The organism is Paenibacillus sp. FSL R5-0473 (genome assembly GCF_038004565.1).
In the GTDB taxonomy this organism is placed as follows: Bacteria; Bacillota; Bacilli; order Paenibacillales; family Paenibacillaceae; genus Paenibacillus; species Paenibacillus amylolyticus.
This window is the reverse complement of record NZ_JBBORL010000001.1, coordinates 6779121-6794986: the sequence shown is the minus strand read 5'-3', so window position 1 is coordinate 6794986 and position 15866 is coordinate 6779121. Positions and strand designations below refer to the sequence as shown.

The 15866-nt window shown below is 45.1% G+C and carries 21 protein-coding genes; all 21 read right to left on the bottom strand.

What is annotated here, in order from left to right:
- Positions 1 to 14 precede the first annotated feature (14 nt).
- Positions 15 to 200, bottom strand: coding sequence for a type Z 30S ribosomal protein S14 (locus tag MKY28_RS29725; protein WP_013312154.1), 186 nt, complete (start codon positions 198 to 200; stop codon positions 15 to 17).
- A gap of 73 nt (positions 201 to 273) precedes the next feature.
- The gene (gene rplE, locus MKY28_RS29720) at positions 274 to 816 is read right to left on the bottom strand and encodes a 50S ribosomal protein L5 (RefSeq protein WP_017692087.1); all 543 of its coding nucleotides are present in this window, start codon (positions 814 to 816) and stop codon (positions 274 to 276) included.
- A 32-nt stretch (positions 817 to 848) separates the two neighbouring features.
- Positions 849 to 1202, bottom strand: coding sequence for a 50S ribosomal protein L24 (rplX, locus tag MKY28_RS29715; RefSeq protein WP_017692086.1), 354 nt, complete (start codon positions 1200 to 1202; stop codon positions 849 to 851).
- A 39-nt stretch (positions 1203 to 1241) separates the two neighbouring features.
- Positions 1242 to 1610, bottom strand: a complete 369-nt coding sequence (gene rplN / locus MKY28_RS29710) for a 50S ribosomal protein L14 (protein ID WP_017692085.1) — start codon at positions 1608 to 1610, stop codon at positions 1242 to 1244.
- A 35-nt stretch (positions 1611 to 1645) separates the two neighbouring features.
- Positions 1646 to 1912 (bottom strand): 30S ribosomal protein S17, encoded by a 267-nt coding sequence (gene rpsQ, locus MKY28_RS29705; RefSeq protein WP_017692084.1) that lies wholly within the window; start codon positions 1910 to 1912, stop codon positions 1646 to 1648.
- Between the two features lie 48 nt (positions 1913 to 1960).
- A complete protein-coding gene (rpmC, locus tag MKY28_RS29700; protein WP_017692083.1) occupies positions 1961 to 2158 on the bottom strand; it encodes a 50S ribosomal protein L29 in 198 nt (65 codons plus the stop codon).
- The gene (gene rplP / locus MKY28_RS29695; RefSeq protein ID WP_017692082.1) at positions 2148 to 2582 is read right to left on the bottom strand and encodes a 50S ribosomal protein L16; all 435 of its coding nucleotides are present in this window, start codon (positions 2580 to 2582) and stop codon (positions 2148 to 2150) included. Before rplP ends, rpmC begins: the two co-directional genes overlap by 11 nt.
- 2 nt (positions 2583 to 2584) lie before the next feature.
- Positions 2585 to 3250: a 30S ribosomal protein S3 gene (rpsC, locus tag MKY28_RS29690; RefSeq protein ID WP_036607182.1), complete on the bottom strand. Its 666-nt coding sequence runs from the start codon at positions 3248 to 3250 to the stop codon at positions 2585 to 2587.
- A gap of 15 nt (positions 3251 to 3265) precedes the next feature.
- Positions 3266 to 3598: a 50S ribosomal protein L22 gene (rplV, locus tag MKY28_RS29685; RefSeq protein WP_036607180.1), complete on the bottom strand. Its 333-nt coding sequence runs from the start codon at positions 3596 to 3598 to the stop codon at positions 3266 to 3268.
- Between the two features lie 35 nt (positions 3599 to 3633).
- Positions 3634 to 3912, bottom strand: a complete 279-nt coding sequence (rpsS, locus tag MKY28_RS29680; RefSeq protein WP_017692079.1) for a 30S ribosomal protein S19 — start codon at positions 3910 to 3912, stop codon at positions 3634 to 3636.
- Positions 3913 to 3983: 71 nt separating this feature from the next.
- Positions 3984 to 4814, bottom strand: coding sequence for a 50S ribosomal protein L2 (rplB, locus tag MKY28_RS29675; RefSeq protein WP_017692078.1), 831 nt, complete (start codon positions 4812 to 4814; stop codon positions 3984 to 3986).
- A 30-nt stretch (positions 4815 to 4844) separates the two neighbouring features.
- Positions 4845 to 5135, bottom strand: coding sequence for a 50S ribosomal protein L23 (rplW, locus tag MKY28_RS29670; protein WP_017692077.1), 291 nt, complete (start codon positions 5133 to 5135; stop codon positions 4845 to 4847).
- The gene (gene rplD, locus MKY28_RS29665; RefSeq protein ID WP_017692076.1) at positions 5135 to 5758 is read right to left on the bottom strand and encodes a 50S ribosomal protein L4; all 624 of its coding nucleotides are present in this window, start codon (positions 5756 to 5758) and stop codon (positions 5135 to 5137) included. The genes rplW and rplD overlap by 1 nt, the downstream gene beginning before the upstream one ends.
- 25 nt (positions 5759 to 5783) lie before the next feature.
- Positions 5784 to 6407 carry a 50S ribosomal protein L3 gene (rplC, locus tag MKY28_RS29660; protein ID WP_017692075.1) on the bottom strand — a complete coding sequence of 208 codons (624 nt, stop codon included), beginning with the start codon at positions 6405 to 6407 and terminating at the stop codon, positions 5784 to 5786.
- Between the two features lie 46 nt (positions 6408 to 6453).
- A complete protein-coding gene (gene rpsJ, locus MKY28_RS29655; protein ID WP_017692074.1) occupies positions 6454 to 6762 on the bottom strand; it encodes a 30S ribosomal protein S10 in 309 nt (102 codons plus the stop codon).
- Positions 6763 to 7198: 436 nt separating this feature from the next.
- Complete coding sequence (gene tuf, locus MKY28_RS29650; protein ID WP_017692073.1) at positions 7199 to 8389, bottom strand: elongation factor Tu; 1191 nt, start codon at positions 8387 to 8389, stop codon at positions 7199 to 7201.
- Between the two features lie 95 nt (positions 8390 to 8484).
- A complete protein-coding gene (fusA, locus tag MKY28_RS29645; protein ID WP_036607177.1) occupies positions 8485 to 10563 on the bottom strand; it encodes an elongation factor G in 2079 nt (692 codons plus the stop codon).
- Between the two features lie 49 nt (positions 10564 to 10612).
- On the bottom strand, positions 10613 to 11083 hold the full coding sequence (gene rpsG, locus MKY28_RS29640) for a 30S ribosomal protein S7 (protein ID WP_017692071.1): 471 nt from the start codon (positions 11081 to 11083) through the stop codon (positions 10613 to 10615).
- 87 nt (positions 11084 to 11170) lie between these two features.
- Positions 11171 to 11593 carry a 30S ribosomal protein S12 gene (gene rpsL / locus MKY28_RS29635; RefSeq protein ID WP_017692070.1) on the bottom strand — a complete coding sequence of 141 codons (423 nt, stop codon included), beginning with the start codon at positions 11591 to 11593 and terminating at the stop codon, positions 11171 to 11173.
- Between the two features lie 150 nt (positions 11594 to 11743).
- The gene (locus MKY28_RS29630; RefSeq protein ID WP_036607175.1) at positions 11744 to 11995 is read right to left on the bottom strand and encodes a ribosomal L7Ae/L30e/S12e/Gadd45 family protein; all 252 of its coding nucleotides are present in this window, start codon (positions 11993 to 11995) and stop codon (positions 11744 to 11746) included.
- Between the two features lie 204 nt (positions 11996 to 12199).
- Positions 12200 to 15814 (bottom strand): DNA-directed RNA polymerase subunit beta', encoded by a 3615-nt coding sequence (rpoC, locus tag MKY28_RS29625; protein ID WP_036607173.1) that lies wholly within the window; start codon positions 15812 to 15814, stop codon positions 12200 to 12202.
- Between the last annotated feature and the right edge of the window lie 52 nt (positions 15815 to 15866).

Sequence of the window (15866 nt, the reverse complement as noted above, 5' to 3'; positions counted from 1 at the left end):
CCGTTCAGGACTTTTTACCAGCTTGCTTTTTTCACGCCAGGGATCTGGCCTTTATAAGCTAATTCACGGAAACAAATTCTGCAAATTTTGAACTTTTGCAGGACCGAATGTGGACGTCCGCAACGCTCACAGCGTGTATATGCACGTACTTTAAACTTAGGTGTACGTTGTTGTTTAACTTTCATCGAAGTTTTTGCCACTTAGCCTGACACCTCCTAAATAATTTCGGAGAAAAGGGAGTCTTTCCAGACACCCGGAAACGTTATGCCAACATTACTTAACGAAAGGCATTCCCATTTGCGTAAGCAATTCACGGGACTCTTCGTCTGTTTTCGCCGTTGTTACAATGACAATATCCATACCGCGGACTTTATCAACTTTATCGTATTCGATCTCCGGGAAGATCAATTGCTCTTTCAGACCCAGTGTATAGTTACCACGTCCATCGAAAGCATTACTCGATACACCGCGGAAGTCGCGGACACGAGGAAGCGTTACGTTGAGCAGCTTATCTAGGAAGAAGTACATACGCTCACCGCGTAATGTAACTTTCGCACCGATAGGCATATTCTCACGCAGTTTGAAACCTGCGATAGATTTTTTAGCACGAGTGATTACAGGTTTTTGACCCGCGATCAGTTGCAAATCGTTTACTGCAGAATCCAACACTTTAGAGTTTTGGACAGCGTCGCCCACACCCATGTTGATAACGATTTTCTCGATTTTCGGCACTTGCATTACCGTTGTATAGTTAAACTTCTGCATCAAAGCAGGAGCGATTTCTTGCAGGTAACGTTCTTTCATTCTTGATGCCATGAATCATAGCCCTCCTTTCTCATTCGGTTCAATTAGTCGATAATTTCTCCGGAACGTTTAGCAACGCGCACTTTCTTACCGTTATCCAAAACTTTGTAACCTACACGGGTTACTTTTCCGCTCTTCGGATCGATGTGCATTACGTTGGAAACGTGAATCGGAGCTTCCTTCTCGATAATGCCGCCTTGCGGATTTTGCTGGTTAGGCTTCTGGTGTTTTTTCACCATGTTAACACCTTCCACAAGGACGCGGTTCTCACGAGGATAAGCAGCGATGACACGGCCTTTTTTACCTTTGTCTTTACCGCTGATCACCATAACCGTATCTTCCTTTTTAACGTGAAGTTTGTTGTTATGGGATTCCAGAACTTTTTTCACTCTTGGCATTTCGTACACCTCCTGTTTCTAACATCACGAGATTAAGCTTTAGATAACTTCTGGAGCCAAGGAAACGATTTTCATGAAGTCTTTATCGCGAAGTTCGCGAGCAACTGGTCCGAAAATACGTGTTCCACGTGGGCTTCTGTCGTCTTTTACAACAACCGCTGCATTTTCATCAAAACCGATGTAGGAACCGTCTTTACGACGTACAGAACGTTTCGTACGAACGACAACCGCTCTAACTACATCACCTTTTTTGACAACGCCGCCTGGTGTTGCTTGTTTAACAGAACAAACGATCAGATCACCGATTTGAGCTGTACGACGTCCCGTACCGCCGAGTACGCGGATACACATCAGTTCCTTCGCACCGGAGTTGTCGGCCACAGTCAAACGTGTAAATGGTTGAATCATTTAGTATTCCTCCTTTCAGCAATGCTGCTGATGCATTAGATGATAACCGCTTTTTCTACGATTTCAGTAAGTCTCCAGCGTTTATCTTTCGAAAGCGGACGAGTCTCCATGATTTTCACCGTGTCACCGATTTTCGCAGTGTTTTCTTCGTCATGCGCTTTGAATTTTTTAGTAACCTTAATGCGTTTATGGTACAAGTTGTGTTTTTTGTAAGTTTCTACAGCAACAACAATCGTTTTGTCCATTTTATCGCTGACCACTTTACCAGTTTGCACTTTACGTGCGTTACGTTCTTCGCTCATTGTTGGCCTCCTTCCTGATTACGGACGGATTGTCCATCCTATCCCTAATTAACCGATTCCCAATTCTCTCTCACGGATAATGGTTTTAGCACGAGCTATTTCTTTCCGCACATCACGGATGCGAGTCGGGTTATCCAGCTGACCGGTAGCTAATTGAAAGCGGAGGTTAAAGAGTTCTTCTTTAAATCCGGCAATCTTTTGCTCGATTTCAGCAGAGGTTAGGTTGCGAAATTCACTAGCTTTCATTTGCTTCACCACCCAATTCTTCACGTTTCACGAACTTCGTTTTGATTGGCAGTTTGTGAGCGGCAAGACGCATTGCTTCGCGTGCAATTTCCTCCGGTACACCAGCAAGTTCAAACATGATCTTACCTGGTTTCACTACTGCAACCCATTTTTCTACGTTACCTTTACCGCTACCCATCCGAACCTCGAGAGGCTTTTGAGTGATTGGTTTGTCTGGGAAAATTTTGATCCAAACTTTACCACCACGTTTGATGTAACGAGTCATCGCAATACGAGCCGCTTCGATTTGACGGTTCGTAATCCAAGCCGGTTCCGTAGCTTGCAGACCGTATTCGCCAAAGTTCAGAGTCGTTCCGCCTTTAGCTTGGCCTTTCATATGTCCACGTTGTTGCTTACGGTGTTTTACGCGTTTTGGTACCAACATGATTAGTTGCCTCCTTCCTTAGCAGCTTGTTTCTTAGCCGTAGGAAGAACCTCTCCACGATAGATCCATACTTTTACGCCGATAAGTCCGTAAGTAGTATGAGCCTCTGCTGTACCGTAGTCAATGTCAGCACGCAGTGTGTGCAGTGGAACAGTTCCTTCGCTGTAGCCTTCAGAACGTGCGATCTCAGCACCGCCAAGACGTCCGCCTACTTGAGTTTTGATACCTTTAGCACCGGAGCGCATAGTTCTTTGAATTGCTTGTTTCAGAGCACGACGGAAAGAAACACGACGTTCCAATTGTTGTGCAATGCTTTCAGCTACAAGAACAGCGTCCAAGTCTTGGTTCTTAATTTCAGAAATGTTGATGTGTACTTTTTTACCGCCAGCAATTTTCGTAATTTGGTTACGAAGATTTTCAACTTCCGAACCACCCTTACCAATAACCATACCTGGTTTAGCAGTGTGAATCGTTACGTTTACGCGGTTAGCCGCTCTCTCAATTTCTACACGAGATAAAGCGGAGTCTTTCAATTTATTTTTCAGGAATTCACGAATTCTCACGTCTTCCATCAAAAGATCACCGAAGTCTTTGCCTGCATACCACTTAGATTCCCAGTCACGGATAATTCCGACACGGAGTCCGACTGGATTTACCTTTTGGCCCACACATTTCCCCTCCTTCTACTTCTCAGATACCACCAAAGTAATGTGGCTAGTACGTTTGTTAATACGACTTGCACGTCCCATTGCACGAGGGCGGAAACGTTTCATTGTCGGTCCTTGGTTCACGTAAGCTTGCGAGATAACCAATTTGTTAACATCCAAAGAATAGTTATGTTCCGCATTCGCAATAGCGGAGTTAAGCAACTTCTCAACGATTGGAGAAGCAGATTTCGGAGTGTGACGGAGAATGGCAACCGCCTCACCTACTTGCTTGCCACGAATCAAGTCAACAACGAGTTGAGCTTTACGAGGAGCAATCCGGATAAACTTAGCATGTGCTTTTGCTTCCATTGTGTAACCTCCTTTCAAACATTAAAGATATTCATTTATCTTCTTGTTTTCTTATCATCAGCAGTATGGCCTTTGTACGTACGGGTTGGAGCGAACTCACCCAGTTTGTGTCCGACCATGTCCTCAGTTACATACACTGGCACGTGTTTACGACCATCGTAAACGCCAAATGTGTGTCCGATGAATTGCGGGAAAATTGTAGAACGACGGGACCAGGTTTTGATCACATTCTTCTTACCTGAAGCTTCCATCTCTTCTACCTTTTTAAGCATGTAGCCATCAATGAATGGCCCTTTTTTCAAACTGCGACCCATGTGGAGATCCTCCCTTCAAACATAGCTATTATGCATCCGCAGATGCCTCACGAAGTTATGCACAGTGTGTATTACTTCGTGCGGCGGCGAATGATGTATTTATCAGAAGCTTTATTTTTCTTACGCGTTTTGTAACCAAGTGTAGGTTTACCCCATGGTGACATTGGCGATTTACGTCCGATTGGAGCACGACCTTCACCACCACCGTGTGGGTGATCGTTAGGGTTCATTACTACACCACGAACCTCAGGACGTTTACCCAACCAACGGCTACGACCGGCTTTACCGATTTTGATGAGCTCGTGGTCTTGGTTACCTACAGATCCGATTGTCGCGCGGCAAACTTTCAAAATACGACGAACTTCTCCGGAAGAGAGACGAACGGAAACGTATTTTTCTTCTTTACCAAGCAATTGAGCTTCTGTACCAGCAGCACGAACCAATTGTCCGCCTTTACCTGGTTTCAACTCGATGTTGTGGATAACGGTACCTACTGGAATGTTTTCGAGTGGCAGTGCGTTACCGATTTTGATGTCTGATTCAGGTCCGGAGAATACTTGATCTCCAACTTTCAAACCTTTAGGAGCGATGATATAACGCTTTTCACCATCAGCATAGTGAATCAGAGCGATGTTGGATGTACGGTTCGGGTCATACTCAATCGTAGCAACGCGGCCCGGTATTCCATCTTTAGTACGTTTGAAGTCAATGATACGGTATTTACGTTTGTGTCCACCACCATGGTGACGAACTGTAATTTTACCTTGGTTGTTGCGGCCTGCTTGTTTGCTCAACGGGGCCAACAACGATTTCTCCGGCTGATTTGTGGTGATTTCCTCAAATGTAGAAACGGACATGTTCCGTCTTGCCGGGGATGTTGGTTTATACTTTTTGATTGGCACTGGGTTTCCCTCCTTACTTCAAAAATTCAATTATACAGTTTCAAAGAACTCAAGCGTTTTGCTGTCTTTTGTCAACGTTACAAACGCTTTTTTCCATTCGCTAGTATATCCGGAATAACGTCCGTACCGTTTCGGCTTAGCTGGAACACGAAGCGTGTTCACGTTTTTCACTTTTACATTGAAAATAGCTTCTACTGCCTTTTTGATCTCGGTTTTGTTTGCACGGATATCGACTTCAAATACATATTTCAAGTCGTTCATCATGTCAGCAGTACGTTCCGTAATAATCGGACGTTTTACAATATCACGAGGATCCTTCATTACGCGAGCACCTCCTCTACCTTCTGAACTGCTTCTTTCGTAATGATCAATTTGTCGTGCGAAAGCACGTCAAGAACATTAATACCGTCAGCAGCTACGAATTTCACGCCTGGAATATTCCGTGCGGAAAGAGCTACATTATCATCATAGCTAGGAGCTACGATCAAAGCTTTACGTCCCACTTTGAGGTTACTCAAGATGGCTGCAAATTCTTTAGTTTTAGGCGTGCTCAACGTGAGAGCGTCCAAAACGATAATGTCATTGTCAAGCACTTTGGATGAAAGGGCTGATTTGATCGCCAAGCGGCGAACTTTCTTAGGCAGTTTATACGCATAGCTCCGTGGTGTTGGACCAAATACGATACCGCCGCCTTTCCATTGTGGTGAACGAATTGAACCTTGACGAGCGCGACCTGTACCTTTTTGTTTCCAAGGCTTACGTCCACCGCCACGAACTTCAGAACGTCCTTTTACTTTGTGGGTACCTTGACGAAGGGAAGCGCGTTGCATAAGAACTGCATCGTACAGAACGTGTTGGTTCGGCTCAATTCCGAAAACCGCATCGTTCAATTCAACTTCGCCTACTTGGCTACCATCTACATTGTAAACTGATACTTTTGGCATTTTGTGTTCCTCCTTTCTTCAGTGGTTATTTTTTCACCGTTTCTTTAACTCTAATGAGACTGTTTTTCGGTCCAGGAATGGAACCTTTCACGAGCAACACGTTACGCTCAGCGTCTACTTTAACTACTTCAAGACGTTGGATTGTAATAGTATCATGTCCCATGTGTCCTGGCAGGCGTTTGCCTTTAGGAACGCGGTTAGCTTGGATCGAACCCATTGAACCAGGGCCACGGTGGTAACGCGAACCGTGTGACATAGGTCCAGTGCTTTGTCCCCAACGTTTGATAACGCCGGCAAAACCTTTACCTTTAGAAATACCCGTTACGTCAACGAATTCGCCTTCAGCGAAAATGTCAGCTTTCAGTTCTTGGCCAACTTCATATTCTGCGATGTTGATACCGCGAACTTCACGAACGTAGCGCTTAGGGGCAGTGTTCGCTTTTTTAGCGTGACCTGCTTCTGGCTTGTTAGCATTTTTCTCTTTCTTATCGGAGTAACCGATTTGAATTGCTTCGTAGCCATCGTTCTCAATGTCTTTCTTTTGCAAAACAACACAAGGGCCTGCTTCGATAACCGTTACTGGAACGACGTTACCTTCAGGAGTAAATACTTGAGTCATTCCGAGTTTTTTTCCTAAGATTGCTTTCATGTTGACACCTCTTTTCCTTTATACATGGTCTTTGTTGTAGCTTATATTACAATTTAATTTCGATATCTACACCGGACGGCAGATCCAAGCGCATCAAGGCATCCACAGTTTGTGGAGTCGGGTTAACGATGTCGATCAAACGTTTATGTGTACGTTGTTCGAATTGTTCCCGAGAATCCTTGTACTTGTGCACCGCACGAAGAATAGTAATGATTTGTTTTTCAGTAGGAAGCGGAATCGGACCGGATACACCAGCACCCGAACGTTTTGCTGTTTCAACAATTTTCTCCGCGGATTGATCAAGAATTCTGTGGTCGTAAGCTTTCAAACGAATACGAATTTTTTGCTTTGCCATTTTAGTCCCTCCTTCTATCGCCCAATTTTTTATCGGACATACTCCGTGAAAATTTTCTAGCCACTCTCCCATGGCAAAGGGGCCGGGTGTGCCAGTAACCTCTCACATCATCGCAACGTCACAGAACAACATTCATTATTATATAGAAAAGATAGGCGTATTGCAAGCATATTTAAGAAAAACATTTAAACTTATCTTTTCTGATGAAATGACTTCGTTTATTGCAGTGTTAATCTTCAATATCCAGGCTGCCTTGCCAATCCTTCTAAACACGTAAATGATGTTCATTTCGTATGACGCAGGTTCCGAACTTTAAACATAATAAAAGAGTTCTCTATCCGATGTCGGATAAAGAACTCTTCCGAAGCTTCGTTACAATACAATGTTACTCGTTCCAGTACACTGTTACATATGCTTTATTCAGCGTTAAGCCAAATTATTTTTGGATAGATGCTACGGAACCGGCACCTACTGTACGTCCGCCTTCACGAATGGAGAATTTAGTTCCTTCTTCAATCGCGATTGGGGAGATCAGGGAAACAGTAACAGTGATGTTATCACCAGGCATTACCATTTCAGTACCTTCAGGCAAGTTGATGATGCCTGTTACGTCAGTTGTACGGAAGTAGAACTGTGGACGGTAACCAGTGAAGAATGGTTTGTGACGTCCGCCCTCTTCTTTAGTCAGAACGTAGATTTGAGCTGTGAATTCTGTGTGTGGCTTAACAGAACCTGGTTTTGCAAGTACTTGACCACGCTCGATTTGAGTACGGTCAACACCACGCAACAATGCACCGATGTTGTCACCCGCTTGAGCGGAATCCAACAATTTACGGAACATCTCAACGCCTGTTACAACGGATTTTTTAGTTTCTTCAGTGATACCAACGATTTCGATCTCTTCGCCGACTTTAACAGTACCACGCTCTACACGGCCAGTAGCAACAGTACCACGACCAGTGATGGAGAATACGTCCTCGACAGGCATCAAGAAAGGCTTGTCAGTTTGACGCTCAGGCAGTGGGATGTAAGTGTCGATCTCTTTGAACATCTCAACGATTTTTTGAGCCCATTCGCCATCTGGGTTTGCCAGAGCTTCACGAGCGGATCCACGAGTGATTGGAGTATCGTCACCTGGGAACTCATATTCGTTAAGAAGGTCGCGAACTTCCATCTCAACCAATTCCAACAACTCTTCGTCTTCAACCATGTCACATTTGTTCAAGAACACAACAATGTAAGGTACGCCTACTTGACGGGAGAGCAAGATGTGCTCACGAGTTTGTGGCATTGGGCCGTCTGCTGCGGATACTACCAAGATAGCTCCATCCATTTGAGCCGCGCCAGTGATCATGTTTTTAACATAGTCGGCGTGACCTGGGCAGTCAACGTGAGCGTAGTGACGAGTGTCAGTTTCGTACTCAACGTGTGATGTGGAGATTGTGATACCGCGTTCGCGCTCTTCTGGAGCTTTGTCGATTTGGTCGAATGCAATTGCAGCACCACCGTAAGTTTTGGACAATACAGTTGTGATTGCAGCAGTCAGAGTTGTTTTACCGTGATCGACGTGACCAATAGTACCGATGTTAACGTGGGGTTTATTACGTTCGTATTTAGCCTTTGCCATTTGAACGTGGCCTCCTTAAAATTATAATTTTATGTTTTCACTGAATGAAGTGCTCCGAATTTAATTCTTATGCACTTGCATCCAGTGTGAGAAAACTACTCGGTGCCTTTTGTTTTGGCAACGATTTCTTCAGCGATGCTCTTAGGAACTTCTTCATAGTGAGAGAGTTCCATGGAGAATACGCCGCGTCCTTGAGTACCGGAACGAAGAGTTGTAGAGTAACCAAACATTTCAGACAGAGGTACCTTAGCACGGATGATTTGAGCTCCACTACGGGAATCCATACCTTCGATGCGGCCACGACGGGAGTTCAACATACCCATTACGTCACCCATGTACTCTTCTGGAACAGTTACTTCTACTTTCATGATAGGCTCAAGCAGAACTGGTTTACACTTGTCTTTAGCCGCTTTAAGCGCCATAGATCCGGCAATTTTAAATGCCATCTCATTGGAATCGACATCATGGTAAGATCCGTCTACGATTGTAGCCTTAACGTCAACAAGCGGGAAGCCTGCAATAACGCCGTTTTTCATTTGCTCTTCAATCCCTGACAGTGCAGGTTGAATGTATTCTCTTGGTACGGAACCACCGACAACCTTACTTTCGAACTGGCTGCCTGTACCCGGCTCGAGAGGTTCGAATTCAACCCATACGTGACCGTATTGACCACGACCACCGGATTGACGTACGAATTTACCTTCAACGCGCGCTGGAGCACGGAATGTTTCACGGTAAGCTACTTGTGGTTTACCCACAGTAGTTTCAACCTTGAACTCACGACGCATACGGTCGATGATGATATCAAGGTGAAGCTCACCCATACCTGCCAAGATCGTTTGGCCTGTTTCTTCGTCAGTATGAGCACGAAGAGTTGGATCCTCTTCAGTCAACTTACCGAGAGCAACACCCAGTTTATCCTGGTCAGCTTTGGTTTTAGGTTCAACAGCGATTTCGATAACCGGATCAGGGAAGTTCATTGACTCCAGGATAACCGGATTTTTCTCATCACATAGTGTATCACCTGTACCTGTATCTTTCAAACCTACGGCAGCTGCAATATCACCGGAGTAAACTACAGTGATTTCTTGACGGCTGTTCGCATGCATTTGAAGGATACGACCGATACGCTCACGTTTGTTTTTAGTGGCATTCAATACATATGATCCGGATTGAAGAACACCAGAGTATACGCGGAAGAATGTCAATTTACCAACGTAAGGGTCAGTCATAATTTTGAATGCCAATGCGGAGAATGGCTCTTCATCGGATGACTTACGAATTGCTTCAGTTCCATCTTCAAGATGTCCCGTGATCGATGCAACATCTGTTGGAGCTGGCAAGTAGTCGATAACAGCATCCAACATCAGTTGAACACCCTTGTTACGATATGAGGATCCACAGATAACTGGGAAGATCTTAACATCTACAACACCTTTACGGAGTACGGTTTTGATCTCATCAATTGTGATCTCTTCGCCTTCCAGGTATTTCATTGTCAAATCTTCATCCAGTTCAGCAACGCGCTCAATCAACTCGTTGCGAAGTTCTTCAACTTGATCTGCAAACTCTGCAGGAATGTCGGTTTCTTCGATATCTTGACCAAGGTCATCTTTGTACATATGAGCTCTTTGTGCAACGATATCGATGATACCTTTGAAATCATTTTCAGCGCCGATTGGAAGTTGAATCGCAACAGCGTTCGCTTGAAGGCGATCACGCATGTCAGATACAACGTTCAGGAAGTCAGCACCGATGATATCCATTTTGTTTACATATGCGATACGAGGTACGCCGTACTTGTCAGCCTGTCTCCATACGGTTTCGGACTGAGGCTCAACGCCTTCTTTCGCACTGAATACACCAACTGCTCCGTCCAATACACGAAGGGAACGTTCAACTTCAACAGTGAAGTCAACGTGTCCCGGGGTATCAATAATATTAACGCGGTGGCCTTTCCAAGCAGCGGTAGTTGCAGCGGAAGTAATCGTAATTCCGCGCTCCTGTTCCTGTTCCATCCAGTCCATTGTCGCAGCGCCTTCGTGTACTTCACCGATTTTGTGCGTACGTCCTGTGTAAAACAGGATCCGCTCAGTTGTCGTGGTTTTACCCGCATCAATATGAGCCATGATCCCGATATTACGTGTATTTTTTAAGGAGAACTCTCTAGCCATGAAATGGGTCTCCCTTCAAAATTGAAGTTTTTTTATTGTGAACTGAATCCTACCAACGGTAGTGAGCAAACGCTTTGTTCGCTTCAGCCATTTTGTGCGTATCTTCACGTTTTTTAACGGAAGCGCCTGTGTTGTTGGAAGCGTCGATGATCTCAGCCGCCAAACGCTCTTCCATTGTTTTCTCACCGCGGTTGCGGGAGTAGTTCACGAGCCAACGTAATCCCAGAGCAGTACGTCTCTCTGGTTTCACCTCGATTGGTACTTGGTAGTTGGCACCGCCGACACGGCGAGCTTTAACTTCCAGGACTGGCATGATGTTCTTGATTGCTGCTTCAAATACTTCCATAGGGTCATTACCCGTACGTTCTTGAATCAACTTGAACGCATTATACAGAATGCTTTGAGCAACACCGCGTTTTCCGCCGATCATGATGCGGTTGATTAAACGAGTAACCAACTTGCTGTTATATAACGGATCAGGCAGAACGTCTCTTTTCGTAACTGGACCTTTGCGTGGCATGGATATCCCCCTTTCTTTCTTGTTCAGCAGATCCTGTACCTTCCAGACTTAGACCAGAAGGCTTTCAGGCTATCTGCCTATAATAGTTTAGGCTTTTTTAGCTTTTGGACGCTTAGCGCCGTATTTCGAACGAGCTTGCATACGGTTGTTTACACCAGCAGTATCGAGAGCTCCACGAACGATGTGATAACGAACTCCTGCAAGGTCTTTAACTTTACCTCCGCGGATCAATACCACACTGTGCTCTTGAAGGTTATGTCCGATTCCCGGGATATAAGCAGTAACCTCGAGACGGTTCGTCAAACGAACACGGGCATACTTACGAAGTGCAGAGTTTGGTTTACGTGGAGTCATTGTACCTACACGAGTGCAGACACCACGTTTTTGTGGGGCACTGATGTTAGTAGATTCACGTTTCAAAGCGTTGAATCCTTTTTGCAAAGCTGGAGATTTTGACTTCTCAACTTTTGCTTGACGTCCTTTACGAACCAGTTGGTTAATAGTTGGCATGTGATTGCCACCCCCTTCCTCAAATATTCATGTTTCTTTATAAACCTCTTTGCACTAAGTCCACAGACCCAGGCGGTTCATAAAAAGACAAATGAAAAGTTTTTGCCTTGGAGAATCCTTAAAAGTTCTCGGACAAAAACGTTCCTTACCCTATGATTTTACGACAGCAGCCATAGCTGCTCCTACTCCAATCCCGCAAGCCTTGCCGAGATTTTTCATTGTATCCACTTTCGTGCATTTTACATTGTGTTGTTCACACAAAGCAATGATTTTGGAAGTAAGCTGCGGATCACTATCTTCTGCGACATAGACTTCAGAAGCCATACCTGTCTGCACCATCCGCATGGTCTGTTTGGTACCTATTTTGACATGAGCATCTTGCAAGGCTTTTTCATTAGACATTGTGTATTCCTCCGAATAGAACCATGTACAATCAGCTGCCCACGCACCTTTGATATATTAGCATCTAGCGCAAGCATTGTCAATGCTAATCCTAAAACATTTTTTAAAAGTTTACGTACATCAGGATTCGTCCGCCTGTATCATACAAACGTCCGTCTCCTGACGCACAAAACTTTCACTCTCCTCTAATGAGGAGAAATATATTTAATCAACCGAAACTGGCTCAAGTTCTTCTACTGAAGATTGGCCATCTTCTGGCTCAGCAAATTTGATGCTGCGGTAACGGTGCATACCTGTACCTGCAGGAATCAATTTACCGATGATTACATTTTCCTTCAGACCGAGCAACTGATCGACTTTACCTTTGATCGCTGCATCTGTCAATACACGTGTAGTTTCTTGGAACGAAGCCGCCGAGAGGAAGGAGTCTGTTTCCAGGGATGCTTTCGTAATACCGAGGAGGATTGGTTTAGCAACCGCCGGCTCTTTATCACTAAGAATCGCAATTTTGTTAGCTCTTTCGTACTCATGCATATCCACGAACGATCCTGGCAACAGCGTTGTATCTCCTGCATCTACGATACGGATTTTACGCAGCATTTGACGGATCATAACTTCAACGTGCTTATCGTTAATTTCTACGCCTTGGTTACGATATACGCGTTGTACTTCCTGCAGAATGTAGTTTTGTACACCACGTATACCTTTAATCCGTAACATCTCTTTTGGATCAATGGAACCGTCTGTCAACTCGTCACCCGCTTCAACTTCCGCGCCTTCGCTTACGCGCACACGGGAACCGTAGGTAACGGCGTATACTTTGGATTCCGCTTCACCTTGAATTTCGATTTCACGACGATCTTTCGCTTCGCGAATCTCTTTAACCACACCATCGATTTCACTGATCGTTGCTTGACCCTTAGGATTACGAGCTTCGAACAACTCCTGGATACGTGGCAAACCTTGCGTAATATCGTCTCCGGCTACACCACCAGTATGGAACGTACGCATTGTAAGCTGTGTTCCTGGCTCACCAATGGACTGTGCTGCGATAATACCAACTGCTTCACCGATCTCCACGTGTTTACCAGTCGCGAGGTTGCGACCATAACACTTCTTGCAGACACCATGACTTGCACGGCAGCTGAGGACGGAGCGGATTTGCAATTTAGTAATACCTGCTTTGATAATCGCTTCTGCTTTATCGGAGTCAATCAATTCATTGCGACCTACAATGATTTCTTTCGTTTCCGGATGACGAAGTGTCTCGAAGCAGTATCTGCCTTCAATACGGTCGTAGAGATCTTCGATAACCTCTTTACCATCCTGGATACGACTTACCGTAAAGCCTTTATCTGTACCACAATCATCATCACGCACGATTACGTCTTGGGCTACGTCTACGAGACGACGAGTCAGGTAACCTGAATCGGCTGTACGCAGGGCTGTATCCGCCAAACCTTTACGCGCTCCGTGAGTGGAGATAAAGTACTCGAGTACCGTCAGACCTTCACGGAAGTTCGATTTGATTGGGAGTTCGATAATTCGACCGGATGGGTTGGCCATCAGACCACGCATACCGCCCAATTGGGTGATTTGCGATTTGTTACCCCGTGCTTTGGAGTCTACCATCATCATGATCGAGTTGTAACGATCCATGGACTTCATCAGAATCTCAGTGATGTCATCTTTGGATTTTGACCAGATATCAATGATACGGTCATAGCGCTCCTCATTCGTAATCAGACCACGACGGTACTGATTCGTAACGATTTGTGCTTTTTCCTCAGATTGTCTAAGAATTTCAAACTTCTCAGGTGGAACGATAACATCAGATACCGCAACCGTAATACCGGCACGTGTAGAGTATGTGAAACCAAGTTGTTTGATTTTATCCAAAATAACGGCTGTTTCCGTTGTGTGATAAATTTCAAAACAACGTGCAATGATGGAGCCGAGGTATTCTTTACCGACACCGCCAGCCAGAGGAGCATTCATAATAGCTTCTCTGAGATCAGCACCTTTTTCATATACAAATGAGTGATCTGCAGTACCTTGGTACAGGTTAGCACGAGTCGCATCATTGATATACGGGAAGCTTGCCGGGAAAATTTCATTGAAGATAATTTTACCGACAGTTGTCAGCAACATTCCTTCTTGTTGTTCTTCCGTGAAGCTTGTTTTACCAAGCGCCTTAACAGGAATAGCTACACGCGCATGCAGACCAGCAGTACCACGTTGGTATGCCGATACAGCTTCGTTAACTGTACGTAAGATCATACCTGTGCCCTTTTCTTCCTTGTTATCCATAGTGAGGTAGTAAGAACCAAGCACCATATCCTGGGAAGGAGTAACAACCGGTTTACCGTCTTTCGGGTTCAAAATGTTACCCGATGCAAGCATCAGGATACGTGCTTCCGCTTGAGCTTCAGCAGACAACGGAACGTGCACGGCCATTTGGTCACCGTCAAAGTCGGCATTGTATGCCGTACATACGAGCGGGTGAAGACGAATTGCTTTACCTTCAACGAGAATCGGTTCAAATGCTTGAATACCGAGTCTGTGAAGCGTAGGGGCACGGTTCAACAGAACCGGATGCTCCTTGATTACTTCTTCAAGAACATCCCATACTTCAGGACTTACACGCTCAACTTTACGTTTCGCGCTCTTGATGTTGTGGGCAAGCCCTTTATTCACAAGCTCTTTCATAACAAAAGGCTTGAACAATTCAAGTGCCATATCTTTTGGCAGACCACACTGATACATTTTCAGGTAAGGTCCAACAACGATAACGGAACGACCAGAATAGTCAACCCGTTTACCGAGCAAGTTTTGACGGAAACGTCCTTGTTTACCTTTCAGCATGTGGCTGAGAGATTTCAATGGACGGTTACCAGGACCCGTTACAGGGCGGCCACGACGACCATTATCGATCAATGCGTCAACAGCTTCCTGCAACATCCGTTTTTCATTTTGCACGATAATATCTGGCGCGCCCAGATCAAGCAGACGTTTCAGACGGTTGTTCCGGTTGATTACACGACGGTACAAGTCATTCAGGTCAGACGTTGCAAAACGTCCACCATCCAACTGTACCATTGGACGAAGTTCCGGCGGGATAACAGGAAGTACATCCATGATCATCCACTCTGGCTTGTTGCCGGAGTTGCGGAATGCTTCGATAACTTCCAGACGTTTGATTGCACGATTACGACGTTGTCCTTGCGCAGTCCGGAGCTCTTCTTTCAGGAACTCGAGCTCTTTGTCTATGTCAAGGTCTTGAAGCAATTTTTTAACCGCTTCTGCGCCCATGCCAGCATGGAAACCATAGCCGTATTTTTCACGGTAGCTGCGGTATTCTTTCTCGGACAACAGCTGTTTTTTCTCCAGTGGAGTTTCTCCTGGATCAGTTACAACATATGATGCAAAATAAATAATCTCTTCAAGAGATCTTGGAGACATATCCAGAGCAAGACCCATACGGCTCGGAATACCTTTGAAGTACCAGATATGCGATACCGGAGCAGCGAGCTCAATATGGCCCATCCGTTCGCGGCGTACTTTCGCACGTGTTACTTCAACGCCACAACGATCACAGACAACGCCTTTATAACGGACGCGTTTGTATTTACCGCAATGACATTCCCAGTCTTTTGTAGGGCCAAAAATCTTTTCGCAGAACAGCCCTTCTTTTTCCGGTTTCAACGTACGATAGTTGATCGTTTCCGGTTTTTTCACTTCTCCGCGGGACCAAGAACGAATTTTCTCTGGGGAAGCAAGCCCGATCTTCATGTATTCGAAATTGTTGACGTCCAACAAGGAGCAACCCTCCTTAACCAATTCCTGTAATCTAGGTTACGCCCACTCCGGC